The sequence below is a fragment of the Paraurantiacibacter namhicola genome (genome assembly GCF_001687545.1).
GTDB lineage: Bacteria > Pseudomonadota > Alphaproteobacteria > Sphingomonadales > Sphingomonadaceae > Paraurantiacibacter > Paraurantiacibacter namhicola.
In genome coordinates, this window is sequence record NZ_CP016545.1 from 2,204,752 (window position 1) to 2,223,906 (window position 19,155).

Below are 19,155 nucleotides of genomic sequence, written 5' to 3' on the forward strand. Positions count from 1 at the left end.
GGGTGCCTGCCCTTACCCTTCCAGCGCGCGGACGAAATGCTTGCGGCACAGCGCGACATAGCGGTCGTTGCCGCCGATCTCGGTCTGCTCGCCCTCGCCAACAGCCTTGCCGTGCGCATCCACGCGAAGGTTCATCGTCGCCTTGCGCCCGCAATGGCACATGGCCTTCAGCTCCACGAGGTTATCCGCAATGCCCAGCAGCGCCGCCGCGCCCGGAAACAGGTTGCCCTGGAAATCCGTGCGCAGGCCGTAACAGACGACGGGTATCCCCTCCTCGTCCGCCAGCCGCGCCAGCTGCCACACCTGATCGCGCGTCAGGAACTGCGCCTCGTCCACCAGCACGCAATGGACCGGCTTCTCGTCATGCTCTTCCAGCACGCGTGCAGCGATGTCGGTCGCTTCCTCGAAACGGTGGGCATCGCTGGCAAGGCCAATGCGGCTGCTGATCGCGCCAAAACCGGGCCGGTCGTCCAGCGCGGCGGTCCACAGGCTGGTGCGCATGTCGCGCTCGTTATAATTGAACGCCGCCTGCAGCAGCGTGGAGCTCTTGCCCGCATTCATCGCGGCATAATAGAAATAGAGCTTGGCCATCGGGCATGGACGCTAATGCCCGCAGCGCGCCGCGCCAAGTTTGCGCGGCGACTTATCCGGCAGTCTTGCCGTCAGACGGGAAGCGGGCTGGAGCTGTCCACCTGCGGCGGTGCGACCGAGCGGCGGATGGAGGTGACATTGCAGCTGCGCCCGCTTTCGGTGAGGATGACGCGGCTGAACGTGTCGATCCGGCCGACACCGGGATCACGCTCGAACACGATGCGATTGCCCACGAAACCGCCCTTCAGGCAGCCTTCGTTCAGGCCCACGCGGTACCACTTGTTCTCCCGGTCGCGGACATACAGGCTGTCTCCCGCGCCGCGATGATATTCCTCCACGATACCCGAAGTGATCACCGTCTCGCGGTCGTCGACACCCGGGATCGCGGCCAACTGGACCGGCTCATGCGCGGTGGCACATGCGGCCAGCGTAATGGCGGGGAGAATGGCGGCGGCGATTGCTGCGGGGCGGTTGGTCATGGCGCGTTCCTTTCACGGATGTGAACAGGAAACGCCCCGGCGCTTGAACAGTGCCTGAATTTAGGGGGTTGCGTCCGGATCCTCGGAGGCCGGCTCGTCCTCGTCCAGGTCGCGGGCGACGCGCGGATCGTCCAGCAGCCGCTCGATCCGATCGGCCTCGTCGAAGCTTTCGTCCGGTTTGAACTGCAGCTTCGGCGCGAATTTCAGGCCCAGCCGCTTGGCGACCTCGCGCTGCAGGAAGGCGGTGTTCTGGCGCAGCGCCTTGATCACGGCATCCTCTTCCGAGCCCAACAGCGGTTTCACGTAAGCTGCGGCGTTGCGCAGGTCCGGCGTCATGCGCACCTCCGTCACCGAGATATTCGCCGCGCTGACAACCGGGTCATGCACTTCCTGCCGGGCGAGCAGCTCCGACAGGATGTGGCGCACGCGCTCCCCCACCTTCAGGACGCGGACGGATTGCTGTTCGGGAGTGGAAGCGGTGCGGGCCATGGCGGGCAGATGGGAAGTTCAGCCCATCTTGTCCAGTATGCGCCGCAGGCTGCGCATGTTGCGCGCCGTGCCGCGCTGGCCCAATTGCCGCTCAATATAGGGCGCGGTCAGCTTGCTGCGGCCCACGCCTGCGCGGTAATCGACATGCAGGGCGCGCTCTCCTGCCGCGATGCGTTCTGGCCCGCGATCGGCGTAGTGCTCGACCAGCGCATCGAAGGCCGCGCTGTCCAGCTCGCCTTCCAGGAAGATGGCGTGGACTTGGCTTGCATCGCCATCCTCGCGGAAAGGGTTAGCCGCGATGGCGGCAGCTAGTTCCTCGCGCGTCAGGACCACGGCAAAGCTGTCGATATCGAAGCGTTCGGCCACCACATGGGCGATCTTCTCGGCGATGCCTGCTGCGGGGCGGTCCTCGTGCTGGAACAGGACATTGCCGCTGGCGATGACCGTTTCGACGGCATCGAAGCCTTCGCGTTCCAGCGCATGCCGCAAATCCGCCATGGACAGACGATTGCCGCCGACATTGATCGCGCCCAGCAAGGCCGCGAACTGGACCATCAGGCCTGCTGGTCCGGCTTCGTGCCGTCAGGCCACTCGGTCGCCATGGTAGTGGCAGTCGCGCGGGCGCACAGTTTGCCCTCATGGTCGAACAGCTCGGCCTCCACGAAGGTGATGCGCCGTCCCGGCTTCACCGTGTGCGCCTTCACCGTCAGCCGCTCCATCGCCACGGGGCGAAGCAGCGAGAGATTGATGTCGAGCGACAATTGCAGCTTGCCGCCCGTGCCCATGTAGACGGCCGCGCCCATCGCCTCGTCCATGAAGCCGGCCAGCAGCCCGCCCTGCACGCAGCCACGCATGTTGGCGAAGCCTTCGGGCGGCACGAATGCCATCTCGATGGTCTTCGTCTCGGCATCGAAGCCGACCGGCTGCGCGCCCAATGTCTTGGCAGAGGGCCAGTTGAAAGCGTCCAGCGCCTTTTCCATCAGCTGATTTCCTTAGAGCGTGCGCTCTTCCTCGTTCACCTCGAACACTTCCAGCTGGTCGCCAGCCTTGATGTCGTTGGTGTCGGCCAGGACCACGCCGCATTCCAGGCCCGCGCGGACTTCGTCCACATCGTCCTTGAAGCGGCGGAGGCTGGCGATGGTGGTGGCGGAGACAATGACATCGTCGCGCGTGAGACGGGCGTGGAGGCCCTTGCGGATGACGCCTTCTTCCACCAGCAGACCGGCCGCCTTGTCCTTCTTGCCTGACTTGAAGACTTCCTTGACCTGTGCACGGCCGACCACGTTCTCGACCTTGAGCGGGCCGAGTTCGCCGATCATTTCCTTCGTGACGTCGTCGGTCAGGTGATAGATGACATCGTAATACATCATCCGCACGCCATCGCGCTTCACCAGGTCACGCGCCTTGGGGTTGGGACGCACGCCGAAGCCGATGATCGGCGCGCCGGATGCTGCTGCCAGCGTCACGTCGCTTTCGGTGATGGCGCCAACGCCTGCATGCAGCACGCGCACCTTGATATCGTCGTTCGAAAGGTTGTGCAGCGCGTTCACGATCGCTTCCACGCTGCCCTGCACGTCCGCCTTCACAACGCACGGCCATTCGATGACGTTCGCCTGGTTGAACATGGTGTCGAAGCTGGTCGGGGCCAGCGCAGTGCGCTTTTCCGTGGCCTTTTCCTGGCGGTACTGCGCCACTTCGCGGGCACGCGCTTCGTTCTCCACCACGGTCAGCACGTCGCCAGCGGACGGCACGCCGCCCAGGCCCAGCACTTCCACCGGCATGGAGGGGCCGGCTTCCTTGATCTGCTTGCCGGCATCGTTGACCACGGCGCGCACGCGGCCGCTTTCCGTACCGACGACGAAGGTATCGCCGCGCTTCAGCGTGCCGCGCGTCACCAGCACGGTGGCAACGGGGCCGCGGCCCTTGTCCAGCTGCGCTTCGATCACGGTGGCTTCGGCGTCGCGGTCCGGGCGAGCCTTCAGCTCGAGCAATTCGGCCTGCAGCGCGATCTTCTCCAGCAGCTCGTCCAGCCCGGTGCCTTCAGTCGCAGAGACTTCCACGTCCTGCACGTCGCCGCTCATCTTTTCCACGATCACTTCGTGTTCCAGCAGGCGGTTGCGGACATTGTCGGGATTGGCTTCCGGCTTGTCGATCTTGTTTATCGCCACGATCATCGGGACGCCGGCTGCCTTGGTGTGATTGATGGCCTCGATCGTCTGCGGCATGATGCCGTCATCCGCTGCCACCACCAGCACCACGATATCCGTCACATTGGCGCCGCGCTGGCGCATTTCGGTGAAGGCGGCGTGGCCCGGCGTGTCGAGGAAGGTGACGGTATCGCCGCCCTTGGTCTTCACCTGATAACTGCCGATGTGCTGCGTGATGCCGCCGGCTTCGCCCTTGGTCACCTTGGTGCCGCGAAGGGCGTCCAGCAGGCTGGTCTTGCCGTGATCGACATGGCCCATGATCGTCACCACCGGCGGACGCGGCTTCAGCGTTTCTGCCGGATCCACATCCTCTTCCACGGCGATGTCGACATCGGCCTCGGAAACGCGGGTAATGTTGTGGCCGAACTGCTCCACCAGCAGCTCTGCAGTGTCCTGGTCGATGGTCTGGTTGACCGTCACCATCATGTCGAGGTTGAACAGCTCCTTCACCAGGTCTGCGCCCTTCTCGCCCATGCGCTTGGCCAGTTCGCCAACCGTGATGGCTTCGGGCACGACCACGTCGCGGACCTGCTTCTCGCGCGGCTTATTGCTGCCACCACCCTGCAGGCGACGTTCCTTCTCGCGCGCACGCTTCAGCGCGGCGAGGCTGCGGGCACGGCGGCCCTCGTCCTCGTTCAGCGCCTTGTTGACGGTCAGCTTGCCGCTGCGGCGCTTGTCCGCGCCGGTCGTCGCGCCGCCACGGGCGGGCTTTTCTTCCTTCTTCTTCGCCGGGCGCTTGATTTCGGGGCGCGCCACGGGAGAGAACTTGCGGGCTGCGGGACGGCCGGCTGCACTGGCATCGCCATCGGCCTCGCCAGCGGCGGAGGCATCGGCAGAGGCATCGGCGGCGGCGTCCTGCGCCTGCGTTTCGGCCTTGGCCTGCTTCTTGGCGTCTTCGGCAGCCTGCTTCTCGGCTTCCTCGGCGGCCTTCTTGTTATCCTCGGCGCGCTGCTTCTCGTCCTTGGCGGCCTTCACGGCCTTCTGGTCGTCGCGCTTGCGGGCTTCTTCCGCCAGGCGCAGGCGCTCTTCCTCGGCTTCGCGCTGAAGGCGGGCGACGCGTTCCTGCGGCGTCTCGTCGGAGGCGGCCGGCTTCTTCTTCGCGGCAGGCGCGGGCGTTGGCGCAGGCTCAGGCGCCGGAGCGGGCGCAGGTGCGACTTCCGCCTCGGGTGCGGGCGTTGCCGCCGGTTCCTCGCCCGGCTTCACGAGCTTGCGGCGACGCTTCACCTCGACCGCGACCTTGTTGGTGCGGCCATGGCTGAAGGTCTGCTTGACCTCGCCCGGCTGGCTACCCTTCAGGCTCAACGGCTTGCGGGTGCGGGTCGGCTTGTTGTCGCTATCGCTCATAAAACTACCAATAATCCTTCAAATCTCATTCGTCACCGCCCCAATTGCGCCGGGGCAGGCTGGCGCAGCAATTCCGGCCCGCTATCCGGGCGGAACCGCTTCGCTTGGGGGACCGGCCCCCAGATAGGTCTGCAGACGCCGCAGCGGCCCTTCCACACGGGCCGCCGATGGCCTGTCGCCCAGCGCGAGGTGGACGACGTTCTCGCGGCCCAATGCCACAGACAGGGTTGCCCGGTCCAGTGGCAGGACTGCGCCTTTCAGCTCGGTGCCTTCCGCATCGCTGCCGACACGCCACGCCTGGTCGAGCTTGCGGCTGCCATCATCGCGCGCGTCGGATGCGTGATACAGGGCCGAGACCTGCCCGGTGCGCGCGGCACGGTCGATCCTGTCAGACCCCAAGATAAGGCGTCCGCTGCGTTTTTCGAGGCCCAGTCGGTCAAGAAAGCTGCGCACGAGCGCATTTTCGACCAGCTCCGGAAGGTCGCCTGGCACGTCCAGCTTGCCGCTCTTGAACGCACGCGCCAGCGCGCTCTTAAGCCGGCCATCGGCAATCGCTGCTTCCAGCTCGGGCCGCGCGACTCCGATCCACGCGCCGCGGCCCGGCGCACGGGCCAGCGCATCGGGCAGCACGGCGCCGTCCGGGCTGACAGCCAGCCGGACGAGCTCTTCGCGCGGAGCAATCCGCCCGGTCAGTATGCAGCGGCGTTCGGGCGCGGTGCCTTTCGCATCGCGCCCGCCGCTATCCACGGATGTCGGGGAACCTAGGGTCTCATTGCGAGGATTCCGCATCGGCGGCCTCCTCTGTTGCGGGCGCGGGTGCGGCAGCCGGTTCTTCGTCTTCGAACCAGTGTGCACGGGCGGCCATGATGATCTCGTTGCCCTGCTCTTCGGACAGGCCGAACGCGCCCAGCACGCCGCCCCTGTCCTGCTCGCGCTGCGGACGACGCACAGGCGGGCCATCGGCCAGCTTTTCGGCCGGGCTCTGGCGGCGACGCGGGGCTTCGCGCTTCTTGGCGATCAGTTCGTCCGTGGCGAGGTCTGCCAGGTCGTCCAGCTCCTTGATGCCGGCCTTGCCCAGCACGACGAGCATCTGCTCGGTCAGGTGCGGGATTTCGGCCAGCGCATCTTCCACGCCCAGTTCGCGGCGTTCGGCGCGGAAGGTCTCTTCCTGCCGCTGTATGGCTTCCTGCGCGCGGGACTGAAGTTCCTCGGCCAGCTCCTCGTCGAAGCCTTCGATGCCGGCGAGCTCTTCCAGCTCCACGTAAGCGACTTCTTCCAGTTCCACGAAGCCTTCGGCGACCAGCAGCTGAGAAAGCGTTTCGTCGACGTCCAGCTCTTCCTCGAACATCTTGGAGCGCTCGGCGAATTCCTTGCTGCGCTTCTCGGAGGCTTCTTCCTCCGTCATGATGTCGATCTGGTGACCGGTAAGCTGGCTGGCAAGGCGCACGTTCTGGCCGCGGCGACCGATGGCCAGCGAAAGCTGATCGTCCGGCACGACGACTTCGATGCGGCTTTCTTCCTCGTCCAGCACCACGCGCGCCACGGTGGCGGGCTGCAATGCGTTGACGACGAAGGTTGCGGTGTCATCGCTCCAGGGGATGATGTCGATCTTTTCGCCCTGCAGTTCCTGCACCACGGCCTGCACGCGGCTGCCCTTCATACCGACGCAGGCGCCGACCGGATCGATGCTGCTGTCGTGGCTGATCACGCCGATCTTGGCGCGGCTGCCCGGGTCGCGGGCGGCGGCCTTGATCTCGATGATGCCGTCGTAGATTTCGGGCACTTCCTGCGCGAACAGCTTGCGCATGAAATCGGGGTGCGCGCGGCTGAGGAAAATCTGCGGGCCGCGGTTGTTGCGTTCCACCTTGGTGATCAGCGCGCGGACGCGCTCGCCCACACGGGCAGCTTCGCGCGGGATCTGCTGGTCGCGGCGGATGACGCCTTCGGCCCGGCCCAGGTTCACGATGACATGGCCGAATTCGACCGACTTGATGACACCGGTGATGACCTCGCCGGCGCGGTCCTGGAATTCCTCGAACTGGCGCTCGCGCTCCGCATCGCGGACCTTCTGGAAGATCACCTGCTTGGCACTCTGCGCGTCGATGCGGCCCAGGTCCACCGGGGGCAGCGGGTCGACGATGAAATCGCCAACGCTCGCGCCGTCTTCCAGCTTCTGGGCGGCTTTCAGGTCCACCTGCTTGAAGTAGTCTTCGACTTCCTCGACCACTTCCACGACGCGCCACAGGCGCAGGTCGCCCGTCAGCGGGTCCAGCTTGGCACGGATATCGTTCTCCGCACCATAGCGGGCACGCGCCGCCTTCTGGATCGCTTCCTCGATCGCTTCGATGACGATCGCCTTGTCGATCATCTTCTCGCTGGAAACCGCGTTTGCGATCGCGAGCAATTCTGCCTTGTTGGCGGAAATCGGACTGGCCATCAGTCGTCTGCCTCTTCTGTTTCTTCGGGTTGTTCGATGATTTCGTCCGCGCCGCTCATATCCTGCGGTTTGGACGCGGCAATCAGCTTGTCCGTCAGGACCAGCTTTGCCGAGTGAATTTGGGCAAGCGGCACGGACTTCGTGCCATGCTTGCGGTCTTCAACTGTCACGGTTTCGCCGTCGATGCCCTTCAGCTCCCCGCGCAGCTTGCGAAGATCGCCGACCTTTTCGGACAGCGAGATGTTCACATCGTGCCCGGCCCAGTTGGCGAAATCCGCACGCCGAGTCAGCGGGCGGTCAATGCCGGGGCTGGAGACTTCGAGGTTGTACGCGCCTTCGACCAGCACCTCGCCGCCGTCCTCGACCGCGTCGATCCGGTCGGACACGGCGCGCGACAATGCCATGCACTGATCCACCACCAATTGTCCGGTTGCCGGGTCTTCGGCCATGATCTGCAGCGCGCGTTCCTCGCCGCTGCCAGTCATCTTCACGCGCACGAGGTCGAAGCCGAGCTTTTCAGCTTCGGGTTCGATCACTTCTGTAAGGCGCGCAATATCGGCCATTCGGTCTCCGTTCAGCAGTCCCTTGTCACAAAGGCGTTTCGGGCCGGCCCCTTGCGGCGCCAGCATCCAAACCTTGGTAACAATGTCGGGATGAGTGGGCATGTAGGCGGGCTTACTAAGGAAAGCAATATGCTGTTTCGACTATCGACGATAGCCGCATGCGCTGCGCTGGCGGCTGGCTGCGACGCGCCGCCACCACCGCCGCCGCCCGATCCGATCCCGACAATCGAAGTTCCGCCCCCTCCGCCGGACTCGGTCGCTGAAAACGCGCCGCCGGCAGCCCCGCCCCCGCCCAATCGCTGGTGCCCGCCCTATCCGAAGGGCGCGACCCCGCCGCCTGATGCGCCCACGCCGGAAGAGTGCACCGAGATCGAGAACCAGATGGCGCTGGAACGCCGCCGCGCGGACGAGAAAATGCTCGCGGAGGCAGAACGTGACGGCGACCTGCCGCCCTTCGACCAGCGAACGGACCCGAACCCGGATCGCGGCAGCTGGATGCAGCAGCTCGTCCCCGACCGCGCGCCGGAAAGCGAAAACGCCTGCGTCTTCACCGAACGCCCGCGAAAGGCGCGGCCGAAGAACCTGGTAGTGCAGGCGAGCAGCGGCAACATGGACCTGCTGGCCGACGGTTTCGTCCTGGGACATGACCACGCCATCGGCTTCGTGGAAGCCGGTTTCATGGCGAACAAGCCGGTGATCGCCGTTCGCAAGGGCATGCCGGATCTGTGGATCGAGCCGAAAACGCCGATCCGCTATGTCGTGCTGCGCATCGGTGCGGACGAGTTTCGCTGCGTGCGCTGGGACGGGCGGGACTAATCCAGGCCGAAGCCGCGCTTCTCCAGCGTGATCCGGCCCTGCTCCACCAGCCACAGCGAATTGTTAGCCGTCGTGATCACGTAGTATCCGTCCGGGAAATAGAAGCTGGTGAAGACGTGGATCTCGCTCGGGACCGGGCCGCGCACGTATGAAATGCCGGGCCGCGCACTGCTGGCTTCGGGCGCATCCGGCGCGCCGAACGGCAGGTCGAAGCAGGTGTTCATGTACCGGGTCGTGGAGACCACCTGACCCCCGGCATCTATCGTCGCGAGGTAATGCCCGCCGATGGGATAGCTGGCTTCCTCCAGCGTAGAGGTCAGGAGATAGAAGGGAATGTTACCCTCCTCGTCCGGAGGCAGGGTCAGCGTGTTTGGCGAGCTGTCGCTGCACAGCCCGAACTCTTCCTCCACCATCGCGGCGAGGGCCGGGACACGGGCCTGCGCCATGCGCACGGCCAGCGGGGACAGCCGCTGGGGATCGCCCAGCCGCGCGCCCCCGCCCGTGACCGTGCTGCCGTCCACGGTGTAGCGGGCAAATTCCATCATCTGGCCGTCAACGTCCTGCAGGAACACCGCATCCAGCATGTTGTCGCCATCGCGTTCCAGCACGACGTAGCCGCGCGGATTGGCGATGGCGCTTGCATCCACCTCGTCCAGCAGCGCGTCGGTCGCATGCCATGCCGCCTGGTCGTAGAGGTACATCTGCCGCCCGCGCTGCTCGGAGAAAGCGATCTGCACGCTCTCCTCCCCGGTGATCACTTCGGTCGCAGTCACCTGCGCGTGAACCGTACCAGCCGAAACGGGCATCGCCGCCAGTGCGAGCGCCATGGTGAATTGCCGCAATGTCATGTCCCTACCCCCTGCGGAGGGAGGCTAGCGTCACTGTGCAGGGCGCGCCAGTACGATTATCCCGCCCGGGCCGCTCAGCACGCGCCTGTCCGGACCGTCGGCGCTGTAACGCTCCAGCGTCTCGTAAGCCTTCGCGAGCTGCGCGGCCTGCGCGGATTCCGGCTCGTCGCAGCCGGTGCGGAAGGGTTCGCGGCGCACGGCCTTGGACGGGCTCATCATGTCCGAATACCAGATCCACTGGTAATAGGCGCAGCCCGTGCGGATAGTCGTGCGCAGGCCTGCCACCACCAGCTCCACATCGGCAACCGGCTCGCCATCGAGCGAGACGATCCGCCATTCGCCGAACGTCGTTGCCGGGTCCCACTGGGTGTATCCTTGCGGATTGGCCACAGTCTCCTCAACCCGGCGCGCGACCAGCGGTCCTGACGGGGTGGAGATGGCCAGCCGGCCGTCCTCGCGGATCGTGAATTCGCGGCTGGCGGACAGGACTTGCGGCAGCGCCTCCTCCGCCGGGCTCAGCCCGCGGGCGCACATGGCCATGATCGGGCCATCCTTGCCCTCGATGGCCGGAAACGCGCGCGCGATGGGCGCGAAATCCAGCGTGTCGCCTGCAATCCGGTAATCGCCGGTATCGTACACGCATTGCGATTGCATGTGCCACCAGTCTTCCCCGAATACGAGCAGCATGCGGGTATATTGCGGAGCATCGCCAGCAACCTGCTCGACCTCCCACTGGCCCAACAGCGTCCGGATCGGATCGGCGGCAGGCGCGGCCTCGTCCGCCTCGGGACTGGCCATCGACGACTGCGTGGATGACGGGGAAGGTTCCTGCGAGCACGAGGCCAGCAGGGCGGCAGGGAGGAGCGCGGCGGCGCTTGTGAGATATCGACCCATGTAACCTCGTTACATCAGTGCGGATCGCGGGGCAATCCTACTCCGAAAGGCCATGCTTCTTTATGCAGTGGCGCAGCTGGTCATAGGTCAGGCCGAGCGCTTTGGCCGTCTGCCGCTGGTTCCAGCGGTTCGCGCCCAGCGCATGTTCCACGATTGCGCGCTCATGTGCGTCGACCGCGCCGCGAAGGTCGTCGATTGAGTCGTAATTTTCCGCTGGCTGCGGCGCAGTGTCCTTTGCCGGTCCGCTCGTGTCCTCTGCCGGGCGCGGCGTGGCGGCGGGTTTCCACGGGCTGTCGAACGGGTCGAACTGGACATGGCCGATGGGGTTTTCCTGGTCATCCCAGCGATAGACCGCGCGCTCGATCACATTGCGCAGCTCGCGCACATTGCCGGGCCAGGGATGGTCTTCCAGCTGGCGCTCGACATGTTCTGCAAAGCCCGGCCATTTCTCCCAGCCAATCTCCGCGCCCATGCGGCGTCCGAAATAATCCGCCAGCACGCCGATATCGCCATCGCGCACGCGCAGCGGCGGAAGGGTAATGACCTCGAAGCTCAGCCGATCCAGCAAATCGGCGCGGAACGAACCTTCCTCCGCCCGGCGCGGCAGATCGTCATTCGTGGCCGCCACGATGCGCACGTCCACCCGGATCGGGCGGCTGGAACCGATACGCGTCACCTCGCCATATTCCACCGCGCGCAGCAGGCGTTCTTGCGCGCCCATGCTCAGCGTGGCCAGTTCGTCGAGGAACAGCGTGCCCTGGTCGGCTTCCTCGAACCGTCCGGCCCGCGCCTTGGTAGCGCCGGTGAATGCCCCGGCCTCATGCCCGAACAGCTCCGCCTCGATCAGCGTTTCCGGCAGCGCGGCGCAATTCATGGTCACCAGCGGCTCGCCCCAGCGGGGGGACAGGCGGTGCAGGCGTTCGGCAATCAGTTCCTTGCCCGTCCCGCGCTCGCCGATAACCAGGACGGGGCGGCGCATGGGCGCGGCGCGGCTGGTCCGCTCCACCGCTTCCAGGAAGGCTTCCGACTGACCGACGAACTGGGTTTCCCGCTGCATGGCCAAACTATAGGAAATTTCACCACCCTTTGGCAATCCACACCGTATCAACAGCCGATGCAACCCGACGAACCGCCTGAAATCAGGGCTTTGGGCAGTTTGGCACGCCCCTTGCTATTACCTGAACAACAAGATCGTCAGGGAGTTCAATCATGTTCCAGAAAGTCACCAAGGCAGACAAGGTCGGCATCGCAGCCTGCGTCAGCGTCCTTGCGATGGTGGTGTTCAATATCGTGGTCCTGGCCAGCGAAACCGGCATCACGCCGGAAATGCTGACCGCTACCACGCCGTTGGTTTCCGTGGCATGAGCATTGAGGACAACAGGCTGGTTCCCGAGCGGGACGAGGATGACGGCGCGCGCCGTTCGCGGCTTGACCGCGAGATTGAGCGTCTGCGCACCACACCCTCCCCCGCTTCGGGCCCGGCCACCCGCAGCTTCAATTCCGGAGTAAACTGGATGGGCATTTTCAGCCGCACCCGAGACATCATCGCCGCCAATTTCAACGAGCTGTTGGACCAGGCAGACGACCCGGCCAAGATGATCCGCATGATCATCATGGAGATGGAGGAAACGCTGGTGGAAGTTCGCGCCAGCGCCGCCCGCACCATCGCCGACCAGAAGGAAATGCATCGCCACACGGTGCGGCTGGACAAGCTGCAGGCCGACTGGGGCGAGAAGGCCCAGCTGGCGCTGTCCAAGGACCGCGACGACCTGGCCCGCGCCGCCCTGGTGGAAAAGCGCAAGGCCGGCGACATGTCGGACCAGCTGAAGCAGGAAATCGCCGTGCTGGACGACGCGCTGCGCGCTTACGAGAAGGACATCGCCAAGCTGCAGAGCCGCCTGCGCGAAGCCCGCAGCCGCCAGAGCCAGATCGCGGCCCGGCTAGAAAGCGCGGAAAACCGCGTGAAGCTGCGCAGCCTGATGACCAACGAGCGGGTGGACGACGCCCTGACCCGCTTCGACCAGCTGGAACGCCGGGTCGATTATGCCGAGGGCCGCGCCGATGCGCTGGCCATCGAGGGCAAGAGCACCCCAGACCTCGCCGACGAGATCGCCGCCCTGGAAGGCAGCGACAAGGTCGACGCGGAACTGGAAGAAATGAAACGCGCGCTGGGCAAGCCGTCGCCTGCCGGTGACAGCGCAAGCCAAGACAAGAAGGACTGAACCGATGGAAGAGATTCTCATCGTAATGATGCTGTTTATCGGCCTCCCGTGGATCGTGCTGCACTACATGACAAAGTGGAAGACCTCCGCTTCGATCACGCAGGATGACGAAGTCCTGCTGGAAGAGCTCTATTCGCTGGCAAAGCGGCTGGACGACCGGATGGACACCGTCGAGCGCCTGGTCGCCACGGATGATCCGGAATTCAAGCCCGCCCGCCTGATCCACGACCAGGAACGCGATAACCAGAAGCTGCGCGAACTCGATCGCCTGCTGTCAGAGAAGAAGGAAGCCTGAGCCATGACCAGCGAACGCACCAAACTCTACAAGGACAAGCAGAACGCGAAGCTGATGGGCGTGTGCGCCGGCATCGCCGATTACACCGGCGTCAATGCCATCTGGATCCGCCTGGCATTCATCGTGGCCCTGCTTTCGGGCATCCTGAGCCCGGTCATCATCCCGCTCTACTTCATCATGGGCCTGCTGCTGAACCGCAAGCCTGCCCACCTCTATGTGGACGCGCAGGAGAGCAAGTATTGGCAGGGCGTGCGGCAGAATCCGAAGCGCACCGCGCGTGAAATCCGCTCGCGGATGAAGGACGTCGATCGCCGCCTGGCAAGTGTCGAGGCCCATTACGTCAGCAACAATCCGCGCCTGACCGCCGAAATCGAGCGGCTGCGCTGAACCAGTTACGGGGAGATCGAACGTGGGCGAACTGATACCGATCGTGGCGATCATCTTTGGCTGCACCATTCCGATGGTGGCCATATGGGCCAAGCACAAACAAAAGATCGCCGAGATGCAGATCGACACCACTGCGCAGGCGACGGCGGAGAAGGCCGCGCAATATTCCAGCCACGTCCAGGAGCTGGAGGACCGTGTCCGCGTGCTCGAACGCATCGTGACTGATCGCGGCTACGACGTCGCTACGCAGATCGAGGCGCTGCGCGATACACAGCGGGTCGAGGAGCTGCTGGACAACAGCGGCAGCGGCGTTCCGCTCGACTCACGCAAGCAGGAGCGCGCCTGACATGAGCCTCTACACGATGATCTTCGTGATCGTGCTTCTCGGCATGGCTTACGCCTTCTGGCACCGCCACACCGAGCTGAAGCAGGGCGTGATCCGCGACGATCACGGCAATATCGTGAAGCTGGACGACAGCGAGAAGGCCGCGCTGCAGGAAGAGGTGATGGAATTGCGCGAGCGGGTGAAGGTGCTGGAACGCATCGCCACAGACGATCGCGGCGCAAAGGCGCTCTCGGCCGAGATCGAGCAATTGCGTGACCGCAGGGAGGAGAAGGATGATGCCCGGTAACGAAATGCTTTCTGCCGCCACTCTGCTGGTCGGCATCGCCATGATCGCAATTGCCATGCTGAAGGGCTGGCAGGGCTGGCTGCAGCTGAAAACCGCCGAACTGGAACGGATCGCCGGGCACGCCGAGACCGCCCGCCCCTCCGCCAACCTCGACCGCATGCCGCCCGAAGGCGCCGCCCGGATCGAGATTGCCGACCTGAAAGAACGGATCCGCAAGCTGGAAGCCATCGCCAGCGGGGTGGACCTTTAGGCCCCAATCCCTACATCCGCGCCCATGCGCACACTGGATGACATTGCCGAGGAGTATGACTTCCTCGAGGGCGACGAACGCTACCGACTGTTGATCGAGCTGGGCCGCGAGCTGGAGGACATGCCCGCCGCCCTGCAGACCGATGCCACGCTGGTGCGCGGCTGTTCGGCGCAGGTCTGGGTCTATCCCACCGGAGATGCGGCGAAGCTGCACTTCCTGGCAGACAGCAACGCGGCCATCACCAAGGGCATCGTTGCGCTGGTCATCGCCGCCGTGCAGGACAAGCCCGCCGACGAGGTCGCCCAGATGGACATCGCCGCTGCGCTTGCCCCCTTCGACCTGAAGAACCAGCTGAGCAGCAACCGGACGCAGGGCGTGCCCAACATGATCGCGCTGGTGCAGGAACACGCCGCGCGCATCGCGGCCTGATCAGGAACAACACGCAGTGCCGGCCATTGGTCTTGCAAGCGATGGGAGGACCACCGCTAAAGGAAATACAATGGCTATCCTGATACTTATCGCAACGATCCTGCTGCCGCCGCTGGGCGTTGCCGCGAAGCACGGCCTCGGCACCACCACGCTGATCAACCTGGTGCTCACGCTGCTGGGCTTCATTCCCGGCCTGATCCACGGGCTTTATGTGAATTACGCCCGCTAAGGCGCCTGGCCGGAAGGCTGGAAACGACAGACAAGGGGCAGGCGGCGCAGCAATTGCGTGGCCGGCCCTTTTGCTTGGGCTGGCCGAAGGGGGCTCAAACGTCCACTTCCTCTGCCACCACGGCCTTCGCGGCCTCTTCCTTCGCCAGCCTGCGGACCATTTCGAACGTGCCGTTCATGTGCAGCAGGCTCCACACGCCCGTGATGCGCGCGCCGTCCTCCAGCACCTGCCCGACATAATCGACGGGGTTTTCATATCCCGCGGCCGCGCGGCGATAGATCTTTGTGAAGTCCACCGACATGCCGCTCACGATACCCGAGATCGTCGCCTCGGCAGTTCCGCTGGCATAAAGGTCCGGCTCGCTGATCGTGCCGGTCAGGCTGGAGCCTTTCTGCCGCAGGCGCGCGAGGAACGGCGTCACCGGCAAGAAGCCTTTCGGATAGGCGAATTGCCCGTCCCAGTCTCCGGTAAGGTCGATGCCGCGCGCTCCAGCCGGACCAGCGTCAGGCGCCCGCGCTGTCGCGCACCACGGCCGTACCCGCTTCGCGCTGGCGGCGCAGGTCCGCCTTCAGGCTGGCCGGGTCGCGCGCAAACAGGAAGCCGAAGCTGACCCCGCCTTCCTTGCCAACGGTGGCATGGTGCAGCTTGTGCGCCTGCACCAGCCGCTTCGCGTATCCGCGCTTGGGGACCCAGCGGAAGTACCGTTGGTGGACCAGCCCGTCATGGATGAAGGTGTAGATCACGCCGTACAGCGTGATGCCCATCGCGCTCCACCAAAGCAGGTCCGACACAAAATATCCGATGGTGAACATCGCGATCACGATGCTCCCGAAGACCACTGCGAACAGGTCGTTCTTTTCCAGCATGTTGTCATGCGGTTCGTGATGGTCGCGGTGCCATGCCCAGCCCCAGCCGTGCATGATGTATTTGTGCGCCCACCAGGCGAACAGCTCCATGAACACGACCGCGCCCAGCAGCGTGAGGATGATTGCCGGTAAGCTCATGCGCCGATTGCCTGCCTGGTTTCCGCCTGCTTCTCCAGCCGTCGCCGCGCGGGAAGGCCCCACCAGGGCACTTGCGGGTGACGGTGATGTTCCAGGTGATAGCCGAAATGGAAGCATGTTGCGAGGCTGAGCCAGCCCGGAAAATCGTTCGTGCGGGCATTGTGCCGATCCGCGAAACCGGCATCGTCATGGTAATGCGGGCGGTAAGTCCCGAAGTAGAACAGTTGGATGCTCGATGCGATGGCCGGCAGGCCATAAAGCAGCACGATCTGCGCCATCGGTATGCCCACCACCAGCCAGTAAATTGTCACCACGGTTGAAACGTAGAGGATCGATCGCCAGCCGAAGTAGCGCGACAGGAAGGTGCCGTACCAGCGCACGGCATTGCGCGGATTGGTGGTGTCGAAATCCGGATCGCCATCGCTGCCAGTGTGGCGGTGATGGTCGAAATGGGCGTCGCGCATTTTCTTCCAGCCGAAGCCGGCGTACAGGAACAGCAGCGCGCCCCCGATAACCGAGTTCAGCCGCGCGGAGCCGGGCGCGAGCGAGCCATGCATGGCATCGTGACTGACGATGAACAGGCCGACCGACAGCCAGCACTGCACGGCCGCCATCACCAGCGCCAATGGCAGGGTGGTCCAGGACAGCTCGAACACAAACATCGCGTAGATGTGCAAGCCCAGCCAACCGGCAAAGATCGCAGCCGCCAGCGCCAGCCCGATGGCTGCCTGCCGCGGGCGCGCTCCCTTTGCTGGATGGATATCGGGAATTGCGGTGTCGACCATTACCCGGCCTATCTAGTGCCTGCCGCGCCTAATCGCAAAAGCTGCGTGGATTGTGCGCCGCAGGGCGCCTCAATCCTTCGACAGGCCGAAGTGCTTTTCAGCCACGTCCTTGTTGATCCGCGATGGCCGCAGGGTCGTGCTGTCGATGCAGCACCACATACTCTTCACCTCGGCCAGCACGTCTTCACCGCGCTTGATGACCGTGTTGTAGAAGCTGCGCGCGCCGGCGATCTTTTCCAGCACCGTTTCGGCAATGACATCGTCATCCAGGAAAGCGGGCTTGCGATAGGTAATCTCGTGCTTGAGCGCGACCCATGCCTTGGCCGCGACCTCGTCCGCCGGGGCCAGCTTGCGCCAGTGGGCAAGCACGGCGTCCTGCACCCATCCGAGATAGCGGGCGTTGTTGACGTGCCCCATGAAATCGATGTCGTCCGGGACGATGGAGATCGGGAAAGAGAGCATGCGTGCTGACATGGGTGTCAATATAGTGCCCAAACATTTCTATTTGAAGAACGGCGCGTTCAGTTTGCGAAAGTTTTGCAGAAAGGGCCCGATTCCGCGTCAATTTTGCAACAAGCCGCACGATTATGACCGCAGCTCGCCGCGCCGCAGGGAGCCGCCTGCCACCTGACCGCTTTCCTAACCGCACATTCGCGATCCGTTCATGTTTGGACGCATAAAGCTGAACGCATACAGGGTGAACGAACAGCCTTGGAGGATTAGGATCATGAAGACATTGAAGGCAGTTTTCGCACCGGCACTGGCCCTGGCCATGGCTGCCGGAATCGCCACGCCGGCTCAGGCGCAGTATTACGGCGGCGGCAATTATTACGAGGCCGGTTATGCCAGCCCGCGCGCAATCGAGCGCGAGCTGCGCCAGATCGAACGCCAGGTGGACCGCGCGGCCTACGACCGCCGCGTTTCGGACCGCACGCTGACTTGGATGCAGTACCGCGTTGCAGGTGTCCGCAAGCAGTTCCGCCGCGCCGCTCGCGGTGGCTTCAACGACTGGGAGCTGCGCACCATGGAAAACCAGGTGTACGAGCTGCGCCGCGATATCGATCACAAGCTGCGTTATGGCCACAATTCGCGCGGCTATCGCTACGAGCAGCATAACCGCCACGGCCGCTATGAAGACCGCCGCGGCTATGGCGGCAATCGCGGCTATTATCGCGGCCGCGACCGCGACGATGACGACGACGATTGATCGTCAGACAATTGAAGCCGGGGGCGTGGTCTAACCTGACCGCGCCCCCGGTTTGCATTTGAGGTGTAATTAAGAAGGCGCGAAGCGTGGGCGCCGTTTCGGTCAGCCCGCCTTGGTGACCTGCTTCTCGTCCATCAGCTGCTGCAGTTCGCCAGCTTCGAACATTTCCATCATGATGTCGCTGCCGCCGACGAATTCGCCCTTCACATAGAGCTGCGGGATGGTCGGCCAGTCGGAATAGGCCTTGATGCCCTGGCGGATTTCCATGTCCTGCAGCACATCGACGCTTTCATAGGCGACGCCGCAGTGATCCAGGATGGAGGTCGCGCGGTTGGAAAATCCGCACTGCGGGAAAAGCGGCGTGCCCTTCATGAAAAGGACGACGTCGTTTTCGCCAACGATGCCATCGATGCGGGTCTTGGTTTCTGCGGTCAGGTCGGACATGTCTTCGCCTTGGAATTGATGAACTGGTCAGGCCGCAGAGTTGGGAACTTGCGTGGTCAGTTGCAAGGCGTGCAGTTCGCCGCCCATGCGCCCGCCCAACGCTTCATAGACCATCTTGTGCTGCTGCACCCGGCTCTTGCCGGCAAAGGCGGGGCTGGAGACCGTGGCCGCGTAATGGTCGCCGTCACCGGCCAGGTCGCGAATCTCGACCTCGGCATCCGGCAGGGCGGCCTTGATAAGGGCCTCGATCTCGGCAGCGGGCATTGCCACGCGTCAGGACTCGCTCATCAGCTGGCGGCGGGCCTCGACGGTGCATTCTTCCAGCTTCGTGCGGATGTCCGCCTCGGACACGTCGCAATCCGCGGCCGTCAGGTCGCCCAGCAGCTTGCGGATCACGTCCTCGTCGCCAGCTTCCTCGAAATCGGCCTGCACGACAGCCTTTTTGTAAGCGTCGGTTTCCTCTTCCGTCAGGTTCATCAGGCCCGCGGCCCAGGCACCCAGCAGGCGGTTGCGGCGGGCAGCGATCTTGAAGGCGTTCTCCTCGTCGAAGGCGAACTTGGCTTCTTCGCCGCGCTGGCGATCATTAAAGTCGGTCATGTCAGG

The 19,155-nt window shown here is 64.4% G+C and carries 30 protein-coding genes; 11 read left to right on the forward strand and 19 right to left on the reverse strand.

Going from position 1 to position 19,155, the window contains the following annotated elements; translation table 11 throughout:
- Nucleotides 1–12: 12 nt before the first annotated feature.
- The 9 genes from A6F65_RS10745 to rimP form a co-directional block, all read right to left on the reverse strand.
- Nucleotides 13–591 carry a thymidine kinase gene (locus tag A6F65_RS10745; protein ID WP_067788590.1) on the reverse strand — a complete coding sequence of 193 codons (579 nt, stop codon included), beginning with the start codon at nt 589–591 and terminating at the stop codon, nt 13–15.
- A gap of 71 nt (nt 592–662) precedes the next feature.
- Nucleotides 663–1,070 (reverse strand): hypothetical protein, encoded by a 408-nt coding sequence (locus tag A6F65_RS10750; protein WP_067788592.1) that lies wholly within the window; start codon nt 1,068–1,070, stop codon nt 663–665.
- 60 nt (nt 1,071–1,130) lie between these two features.
- Nucleotides 1,131–1,559 (reverse strand): 30S ribosome-binding factor RbfA, encoded by a 429-nt coding sequence (gene rbfA / locus A6F65_RS10755; RefSeq protein ID WP_067788594.1) that lies wholly within the window; start codon nt 1,557–1,559, stop codon nt 1,131–1,133.
- An 18-nt stretch (nt 1,560–1,577) separates the two neighbouring features.
- Complete coding sequence (locus tag A6F65_RS10760) at nt 1,578–2,114, reverse strand: DUF1697 domain-containing protein (protein ID WP_067788596.1); 537 nt, start codon at nt 2,112–2,114, stop codon at nt 1,578–1,580.
- Complete coding sequence (locus A6F65_RS10765; RefSeq protein ID WP_067788598.1) at nt 2,114–2,539, reverse strand: PaaI family thioesterase; 426 nt, start codon at nt 2,537–2,539, stop codon at nt 2,114–2,116. Before A6F65_RS10765 ends, A6F65_RS10760 begins: the two co-directional genes overlap by 1 nt.
- A gap of 12 nt (nt 2,540–2,551) precedes the next feature.
- Nucleotides 2,552–5,110, reverse strand: coding sequence for a translation initiation factor IF-2 (gene infB / locus A6F65_RS10770; RefSeq protein WP_067788600.1), 2,559 nt, complete (start codon nt 5,108–5,110; stop codon nt 2,552–2,554).
- Nucleotides 5,111–5,191: 81 nt separating this feature from the next.
- Nucleotides 5,192–5,899 (reverse strand): DUF448 domain-containing protein, encoded by a 708-nt coding sequence (locus tag A6F65_RS10775; protein WP_067788603.1) that lies wholly within the window; start codon nt 5,897–5,899, stop codon nt 5,192–5,194.
- The gene (nusA, locus tag A6F65_RS10780; RefSeq protein ID WP_067788605.1) at nt 5,880–7,547 is read right to left on the reverse strand and encodes a transcription termination factor NusA; all 1,668 of its coding nucleotides are present in this window, start codon (nt 7,545–7,547) and stop codon (nt 5,880–5,882) included. The genes A6F65_RS10775 and nusA overlap by 20 nt, the downstream gene beginning before the upstream one ends.
- Nucleotides 7,547–8,110 carry a ribosome maturation protein RimP gene (gene rimP, locus A6F65_RS10785; RefSeq protein ID WP_067788607.1) on the reverse strand — a complete coding sequence of 188 codons (564 nt, stop codon included), beginning with the start codon at nt 8,108–8,110 and terminating at the stop codon, nt 7,547–7,549. The genes nusA and rimP overlap by 1 nt, the downstream gene beginning before the upstream one ends.
- Before the next feature lie 129 nt (nt 8,111–8,239).
- Between rimP and A6F65_RS10790 the strand changes: the two genes are divergently transcribed.
- Nucleotides 8,240–8,926 carry a hypothetical protein gene (locus A6F65_RS10790; protein WP_067788608.1) on the forward strand — a complete coding sequence of 229 codons (687 nt, stop codon included), beginning with the start codon at nt 8,240–8,242 and terminating at the stop codon, nt 8,924–8,926.
- Here the strand turns inward: A6F65_RS10790 and A6F65_RS10795 are convergent.
- The 3 genes from A6F65_RS10795 to pspF form a co-directional block, all read right to left on the reverse strand.
- On the reverse strand, nt 8,923–9,774 hold the full coding sequence (locus tag A6F65_RS10795) for a hypothetical protein (RefSeq protein ID WP_157093123.1): 852 nt from the start codon (nt 9,772–9,774) through the stop codon (nt 8,923–8,925). The genes A6F65_RS10790 and A6F65_RS10795 overlap by 4 nt on opposite strands.
- Before the next feature lie 30 nt (nt 9,775–9,804).
- On the reverse strand, nt 9,805–10,572 hold the full coding sequence (locus A6F65_RS10800; RefSeq protein WP_067788612.1) for an META domain-containing protein: 768 nt from the start codon (nt 10,570–10,572) through the stop codon (nt 9,805–9,807).
- A 133-nt stretch (nt 10,573–10,705) separates the two neighbouring features.
- Nucleotides 10,706–11,725: a phage shock protein operon transcriptional activator gene (gene pspF, locus A6F65_RS10805; protein WP_067788614.1), complete on the reverse strand. Its 1,020-nt coding sequence runs from the start codon at nt 11,723–11,725 to the stop codon at nt 10,706–10,708.
- Between the two features lie 152 nt (nt 11,726–11,877).
- On the opposite strand from pspF, the gene A6F65_RS12960 reads away from it, so the two are divergent.
- The 9 genes from A6F65_RS12960 to A6F65_RS10845 all read left to right on the forward strand — a co-directional run bounded on the left by A6F65_RS12960 (nt 11,878) and on the right by A6F65_RS10845 (nt 15,112).
- The gene (locus tag A6F65_RS12960; RefSeq protein WP_157093124.1) at nt 11,878–12,033 is read left to right on the forward strand and encodes a hypothetical protein; all 156 of its coding nucleotides are present in this window, start codon (nt 11,878–11,880) and stop codon (nt 12,031–12,033) included.
- Entirely contained in the window at nt 12,030–12,890 is an 861-nt protein-coding gene (gene pspA, locus A6F65_RS10810; RefSeq protein WP_083989476.1) for a phage shock protein PspA, read from the forward strand. The genes A6F65_RS12960 and pspA overlap by 4 nt, the downstream gene beginning before the upstream one ends.
- Before the next feature lie 4 nt (nt 12,891–12,894).
- Nucleotides 12,895–13,185, forward strand: a complete 291-nt coding sequence (pspB, locus tag A6F65_RS10815) for an envelope stress response membrane protein PspB (protein WP_067788617.1) — start codon at nt 12,895–12,897, stop codon at nt 13,183–13,185.
- 3 nt (nt 13,186–13,188) lie between these two features.
- Nucleotides 13,189–13,572 (forward strand): envelope stress response membrane protein PspC, encoded by a 384-nt coding sequence (gene pspC, locus A6F65_RS10820; protein WP_067788619.1) that lies wholly within the window; start codon nt 13,189–13,191, stop codon nt 13,570–13,572.
- 73 nt (nt 13,573–13,645) lie between these two features.
- Nucleotides 13,646–13,918: a hypothetical protein gene (locus A6F65_RS10825; RefSeq protein WP_067790564.1), complete on the forward strand. Its 273-nt coding sequence runs from the start codon at nt 13,646–13,648 to the stop codon at nt 13,916–13,918.
- A 1-nt stretch (nt 13,919) separates the two neighbouring features.
- Complete coding sequence (locus tag A6F65_RS10830) at nt 13,920–14,204, forward strand: hypothetical protein (protein WP_067788621.1); 285 nt, start codon at nt 13,920–13,922, stop codon at nt 14,202–14,204.
- Nucleotides 14,191–14,454, forward strand: coding sequence for a hypothetical protein (locus A6F65_RS10835; RefSeq protein ID WP_067788623.1), 264 nt, complete (start codon nt 14,191–14,193; stop codon nt 14,452–14,454). Before A6F65_RS10830 ends, A6F65_RS10835 begins: the two co-directional genes overlap by 14 nt.
- Before the next feature lie 24 nt (nt 14,455–14,478).
- Complete coding sequence (locus tag A6F65_RS10840; RefSeq protein WP_067788625.1) at nt 14,479–14,883, forward strand: SufE family protein; 405 nt, start codon at nt 14,479–14,481, stop codon at nt 14,881–14,883.
- Nucleotides 14,884–14,953: 70 nt separating this feature from the next.
- Entirely contained in the window at nt 14,954–15,112 is a 159-nt protein-coding gene (locus tag A6F65_RS10845; protein ID WP_067788628.1) for a YqaE/Pmp3 family membrane protein, read from the forward strand.
- A gap of 94 nt (nt 15,113–15,206) precedes the next feature.
- On the opposite strand, the gene A6F65_RS10850 is transcribed toward A6F65_RS10845, so the two are convergent.
- The 4 genes from A6F65_RS10850 to A6F65_RS10865 form a co-directional block, all read right to left on the reverse strand.
- Nucleotides 15,207–15,533 (reverse strand): hypothetical protein, encoded by a 327-nt coding sequence (locus tag A6F65_RS10850; protein WP_157093125.1) that lies wholly within the window; start codon nt 15,531–15,533, stop codon nt 15,207–15,209.
- An 82-nt stretch (nt 15,534–15,615) separates the two neighbouring features.
- Complete coding sequence (locus tag A6F65_RS10855; protein WP_067788632.1) at nt 15,616–16,116, reverse strand: sterol desaturase family protein; 501 nt, start codon at nt 16,114–16,116, stop codon at nt 15,616–15,618.
- A complete protein-coding gene (locus tag A6F65_RS10860) occupies nt 16,113–16,901 on the reverse strand; it encodes a fatty acid desaturase (protein WP_067788634.1) in 789 nt (262 codons plus the stop codon). The genes A6F65_RS10855 and A6F65_RS10860 overlap by 4 nt, the downstream gene beginning before the upstream one ends.
- 69 nt (nt 16,902–16,970) lie before the next feature.
- Nucleotides 16,971–17,375, reverse strand: coding sequence for an acyl-CoA thioesterase (locus A6F65_RS10865; RefSeq protein WP_067788636.1), 405 nt, complete (start codon nt 17,373–17,375; stop codon nt 16,971–16,973).
- 253 nt (nt 17,376–17,628) lie between these two features.
- On the opposite strand from A6F65_RS10865, the gene A6F65_RS10870 reads away from it, so the two are divergent.
- Nucleotides 17,629–18,108 (forward strand): hypothetical protein, encoded by a 480-nt coding sequence (locus A6F65_RS10870; RefSeq protein ID WP_067788638.1) that lies wholly within the window; start codon nt 17,629–17,631, stop codon nt 18,106–18,108.
- A gap of 102 nt (nt 18,109–18,210) precedes the next feature.
- Here the strand turns inward: A6F65_RS10870 and grxD are convergent, their stop codons facing one another.
- Genes grxD through A6F65_RS10885 form a run of 3 tightly spaced genes read right to left on the reverse strand, consistent with a single transcriptional unit; the run spans nt 18,211 to nt 19,149 of the window.
- Entirely contained in the window at nt 18,211–18,552 is a 342-nt protein-coding gene (gene grxD, locus A6F65_RS10875) for a Grx4 family monothiol glutaredoxin (protein ID WP_067788640.1), read from the reverse strand.
- A 27-nt stretch (nt 18,553–18,579) separates the two neighbouring features.
- On the reverse strand, nt 18,580–18,822 hold the full coding sequence (locus A6F65_RS10880) for a BolA family protein (protein WP_067788643.1): 243 nt from the start codon (nt 18,820–18,822) through the stop codon (nt 18,580–18,582).
- 3 nt (nt 18,823–18,825) lie between these two features.
- The gene (locus tag A6F65_RS10885) at nt 18,826–19,149 is read right to left on the reverse strand and encodes a DUF1476 domain-containing protein (protein ID WP_067788645.1); all 324 of its coding nucleotides are present in this window, start codon (nt 19,147–19,149) and stop codon (nt 18,826–18,828) included.
- Nucleotides 19,150–19,155 lie beyond the last annotated feature (6 nt).

Coding starts and splice junctions, on each gene's coding strand:
- A6F65_RS10745 (WP_067788590.1), bottom strand. CDS start 591: ATGGCCAAGCTCTATTTCTATTATGCCGCGATGAATGCGGGCAAGAGC.
- A6F65_RS10750 (WP_067788592.1), bottom strand. CDS start 1,070: ATGACCAACCGCCCCGCAGCAATCGCCGCCGCCATTCTCCCCGCCATT.
- rbfA (WP_067788594.1), bottom strand. CDS start 1,559: ATGGCCCGCACCGCTTCCACTCCCGAACAGCAATCCGTCCGCGTCCTG.
- A6F65_RS10760 (WP_067788596.1), bottom strand. CDS start 2,114: ATGGTCCAGTTCGCGGCCTTGCTGGGCGCGATCAATGTCGGCGGCAAT.
- A6F65_RS10765 (WP_067788598.1), bottom strand. CDS start 2,539: ATGGAAAAGGCGCTGGACGCTTTCAACTGGCCCTCTGCCAAGACATTG.
- infB (WP_067788600.1), bottom strand. CDS start 5,110: ATGAGCGATAGCGACAACAAGCCGACCCGCACCCGCAAGCCGTTGAGC.
- A6F65_RS10775 (WP_067788603.1), bottom strand. CDS start 5,899: ATGCGGAATCCTCGCAATGAGACCCTAGGTTCCCCGACATCCGTGGAT.
- nusA (WP_067788605.1), bottom strand. CDS start 7,547: ATGGCCAGTCCGATTTCCGCCAACAAGGCAGAATTGCTCGCGATCGCA.
- rimP (WP_067788607.1), bottom strand. CDS start 8,110: ATGGCCGATATTGCGCGCCTTACAGAAGTGATCGAACCCGAAGCTGAA.
- A6F65_RS10790 (WP_067788608.1), top strand. CDS start 8,240: ATGCTGTTTCGACTATCGACGATAGCCGCATGCGCTGCGCTGGCGGCT.
- A6F65_RS10795 (WP_157093123.1), bottom strand. CDS start 9,774: ATGACATTGCGGCAATTCACCATGGCGCTCGCACTGGCGGCGATGCCC.
- A6F65_RS10800 (WP_067788612.1), bottom strand. CDS start 10,572: ATGGCCAGTCCCGAGGCGGACGAGGCCGCGCCTGCCGCCGATCCGATC.
- pspF (WP_067788614.1), bottom strand. CDS start 11,725: ATGCAGCGGGAAACCCAGTTCGTCGGTCAGTCGGAAGCCTTCCTGGAA.
- A6F65_RS12960 (WP_157093124.1), top strand. CDS start 11,878: ATGTTCCAGAAAGTCACCAAGGCAGACAAGGTCGGCATCGCAGCCTGC.
- pspA (WP_083989476.1), top strand. CDS start 12,030: ATGAGCATTGAGGACAACAGGCTGGTTCCCGAGCGGGACGAGGATGAC.
- pspB (WP_067788617.1), top strand. CDS start 12,895: ATGGAAGAGATTCTCATCGTAATGATGCTGTTTATCGGCCTCCCGTGG.
- pspC (WP_067788619.1), top strand. CDS start 13,189: ATGACCAGCGAACGCACCAAACTCTACAAGGACAAGCAGAACGCGAAG.
- A6F65_RS10825 (WP_067790564.1), top strand. CDS start 13,646: ATGGTGGCCATATGGGCCAAGCACAAACAAAAGATCGCCGAGATGCAG.
- A6F65_RS10830 (WP_067788621.1), top strand. CDS start 13,920: ATGAGCCTCTACACGATGATCTTCGTGATCGTGCTTCTCGGCATGGCT.
- A6F65_RS10835 (WP_067788623.1), top strand. CDS start 14,191: ATGATGCCCGGTAACGAAATGCTTTCTGCCGCCACTCTGCTGGTCGGC.
- A6F65_RS10840 (WP_067788625.1), top strand. CDS start 14,479: ATGCGCACACTGGATGACATTGCCGAGGAGTATGACTTCCTCGAGGGC.
- A6F65_RS10845 (WP_067788628.1), top strand. CDS start 14,954: ATGGCTATCCTGATACTTATCGCAACGATCCTGCTGCCGCCGCTGGGC.
- A6F65_RS10855 (WP_067788632.1), bottom strand. CDS start 16,116: ATGAGCTTACCGGCAATCATCCTCACGCTGCTGGGCGCGGTCGTGTTC.
- A6F65_RS10860 (WP_067788634.1), bottom strand. CDS start 16,901: ATGGTCGACACCGCAATTCCCGATATCCATCCAGCAAAGGGAGCGCGC.
- A6F65_RS10865 (WP_067788636.1), bottom strand. CDS start 17,375: ATGTCAGCACGCATGCTCTCTTTCCCGATCTCCATCGTCCCGGACGAC.
- A6F65_RS10870 (WP_067788638.1), top strand. CDS start 17,629: ATGAAGACATTGAAGGCAGTTTTCGCACCGGCACTGGCCCTGGCCATG.
- grxD (WP_067788640.1), bottom strand. CDS start 18,552: ATGTCCGACCTGACCGCAGAAACCAAGACCCGCATCGATGGCATCGTT.
- A6F65_RS10885 (WP_067788645.1), bottom strand. CDS start 19,149: ATGACCGACTTTAATGATCGCCAGCGCGGCGAAGAAGCCAAGTTCGCC.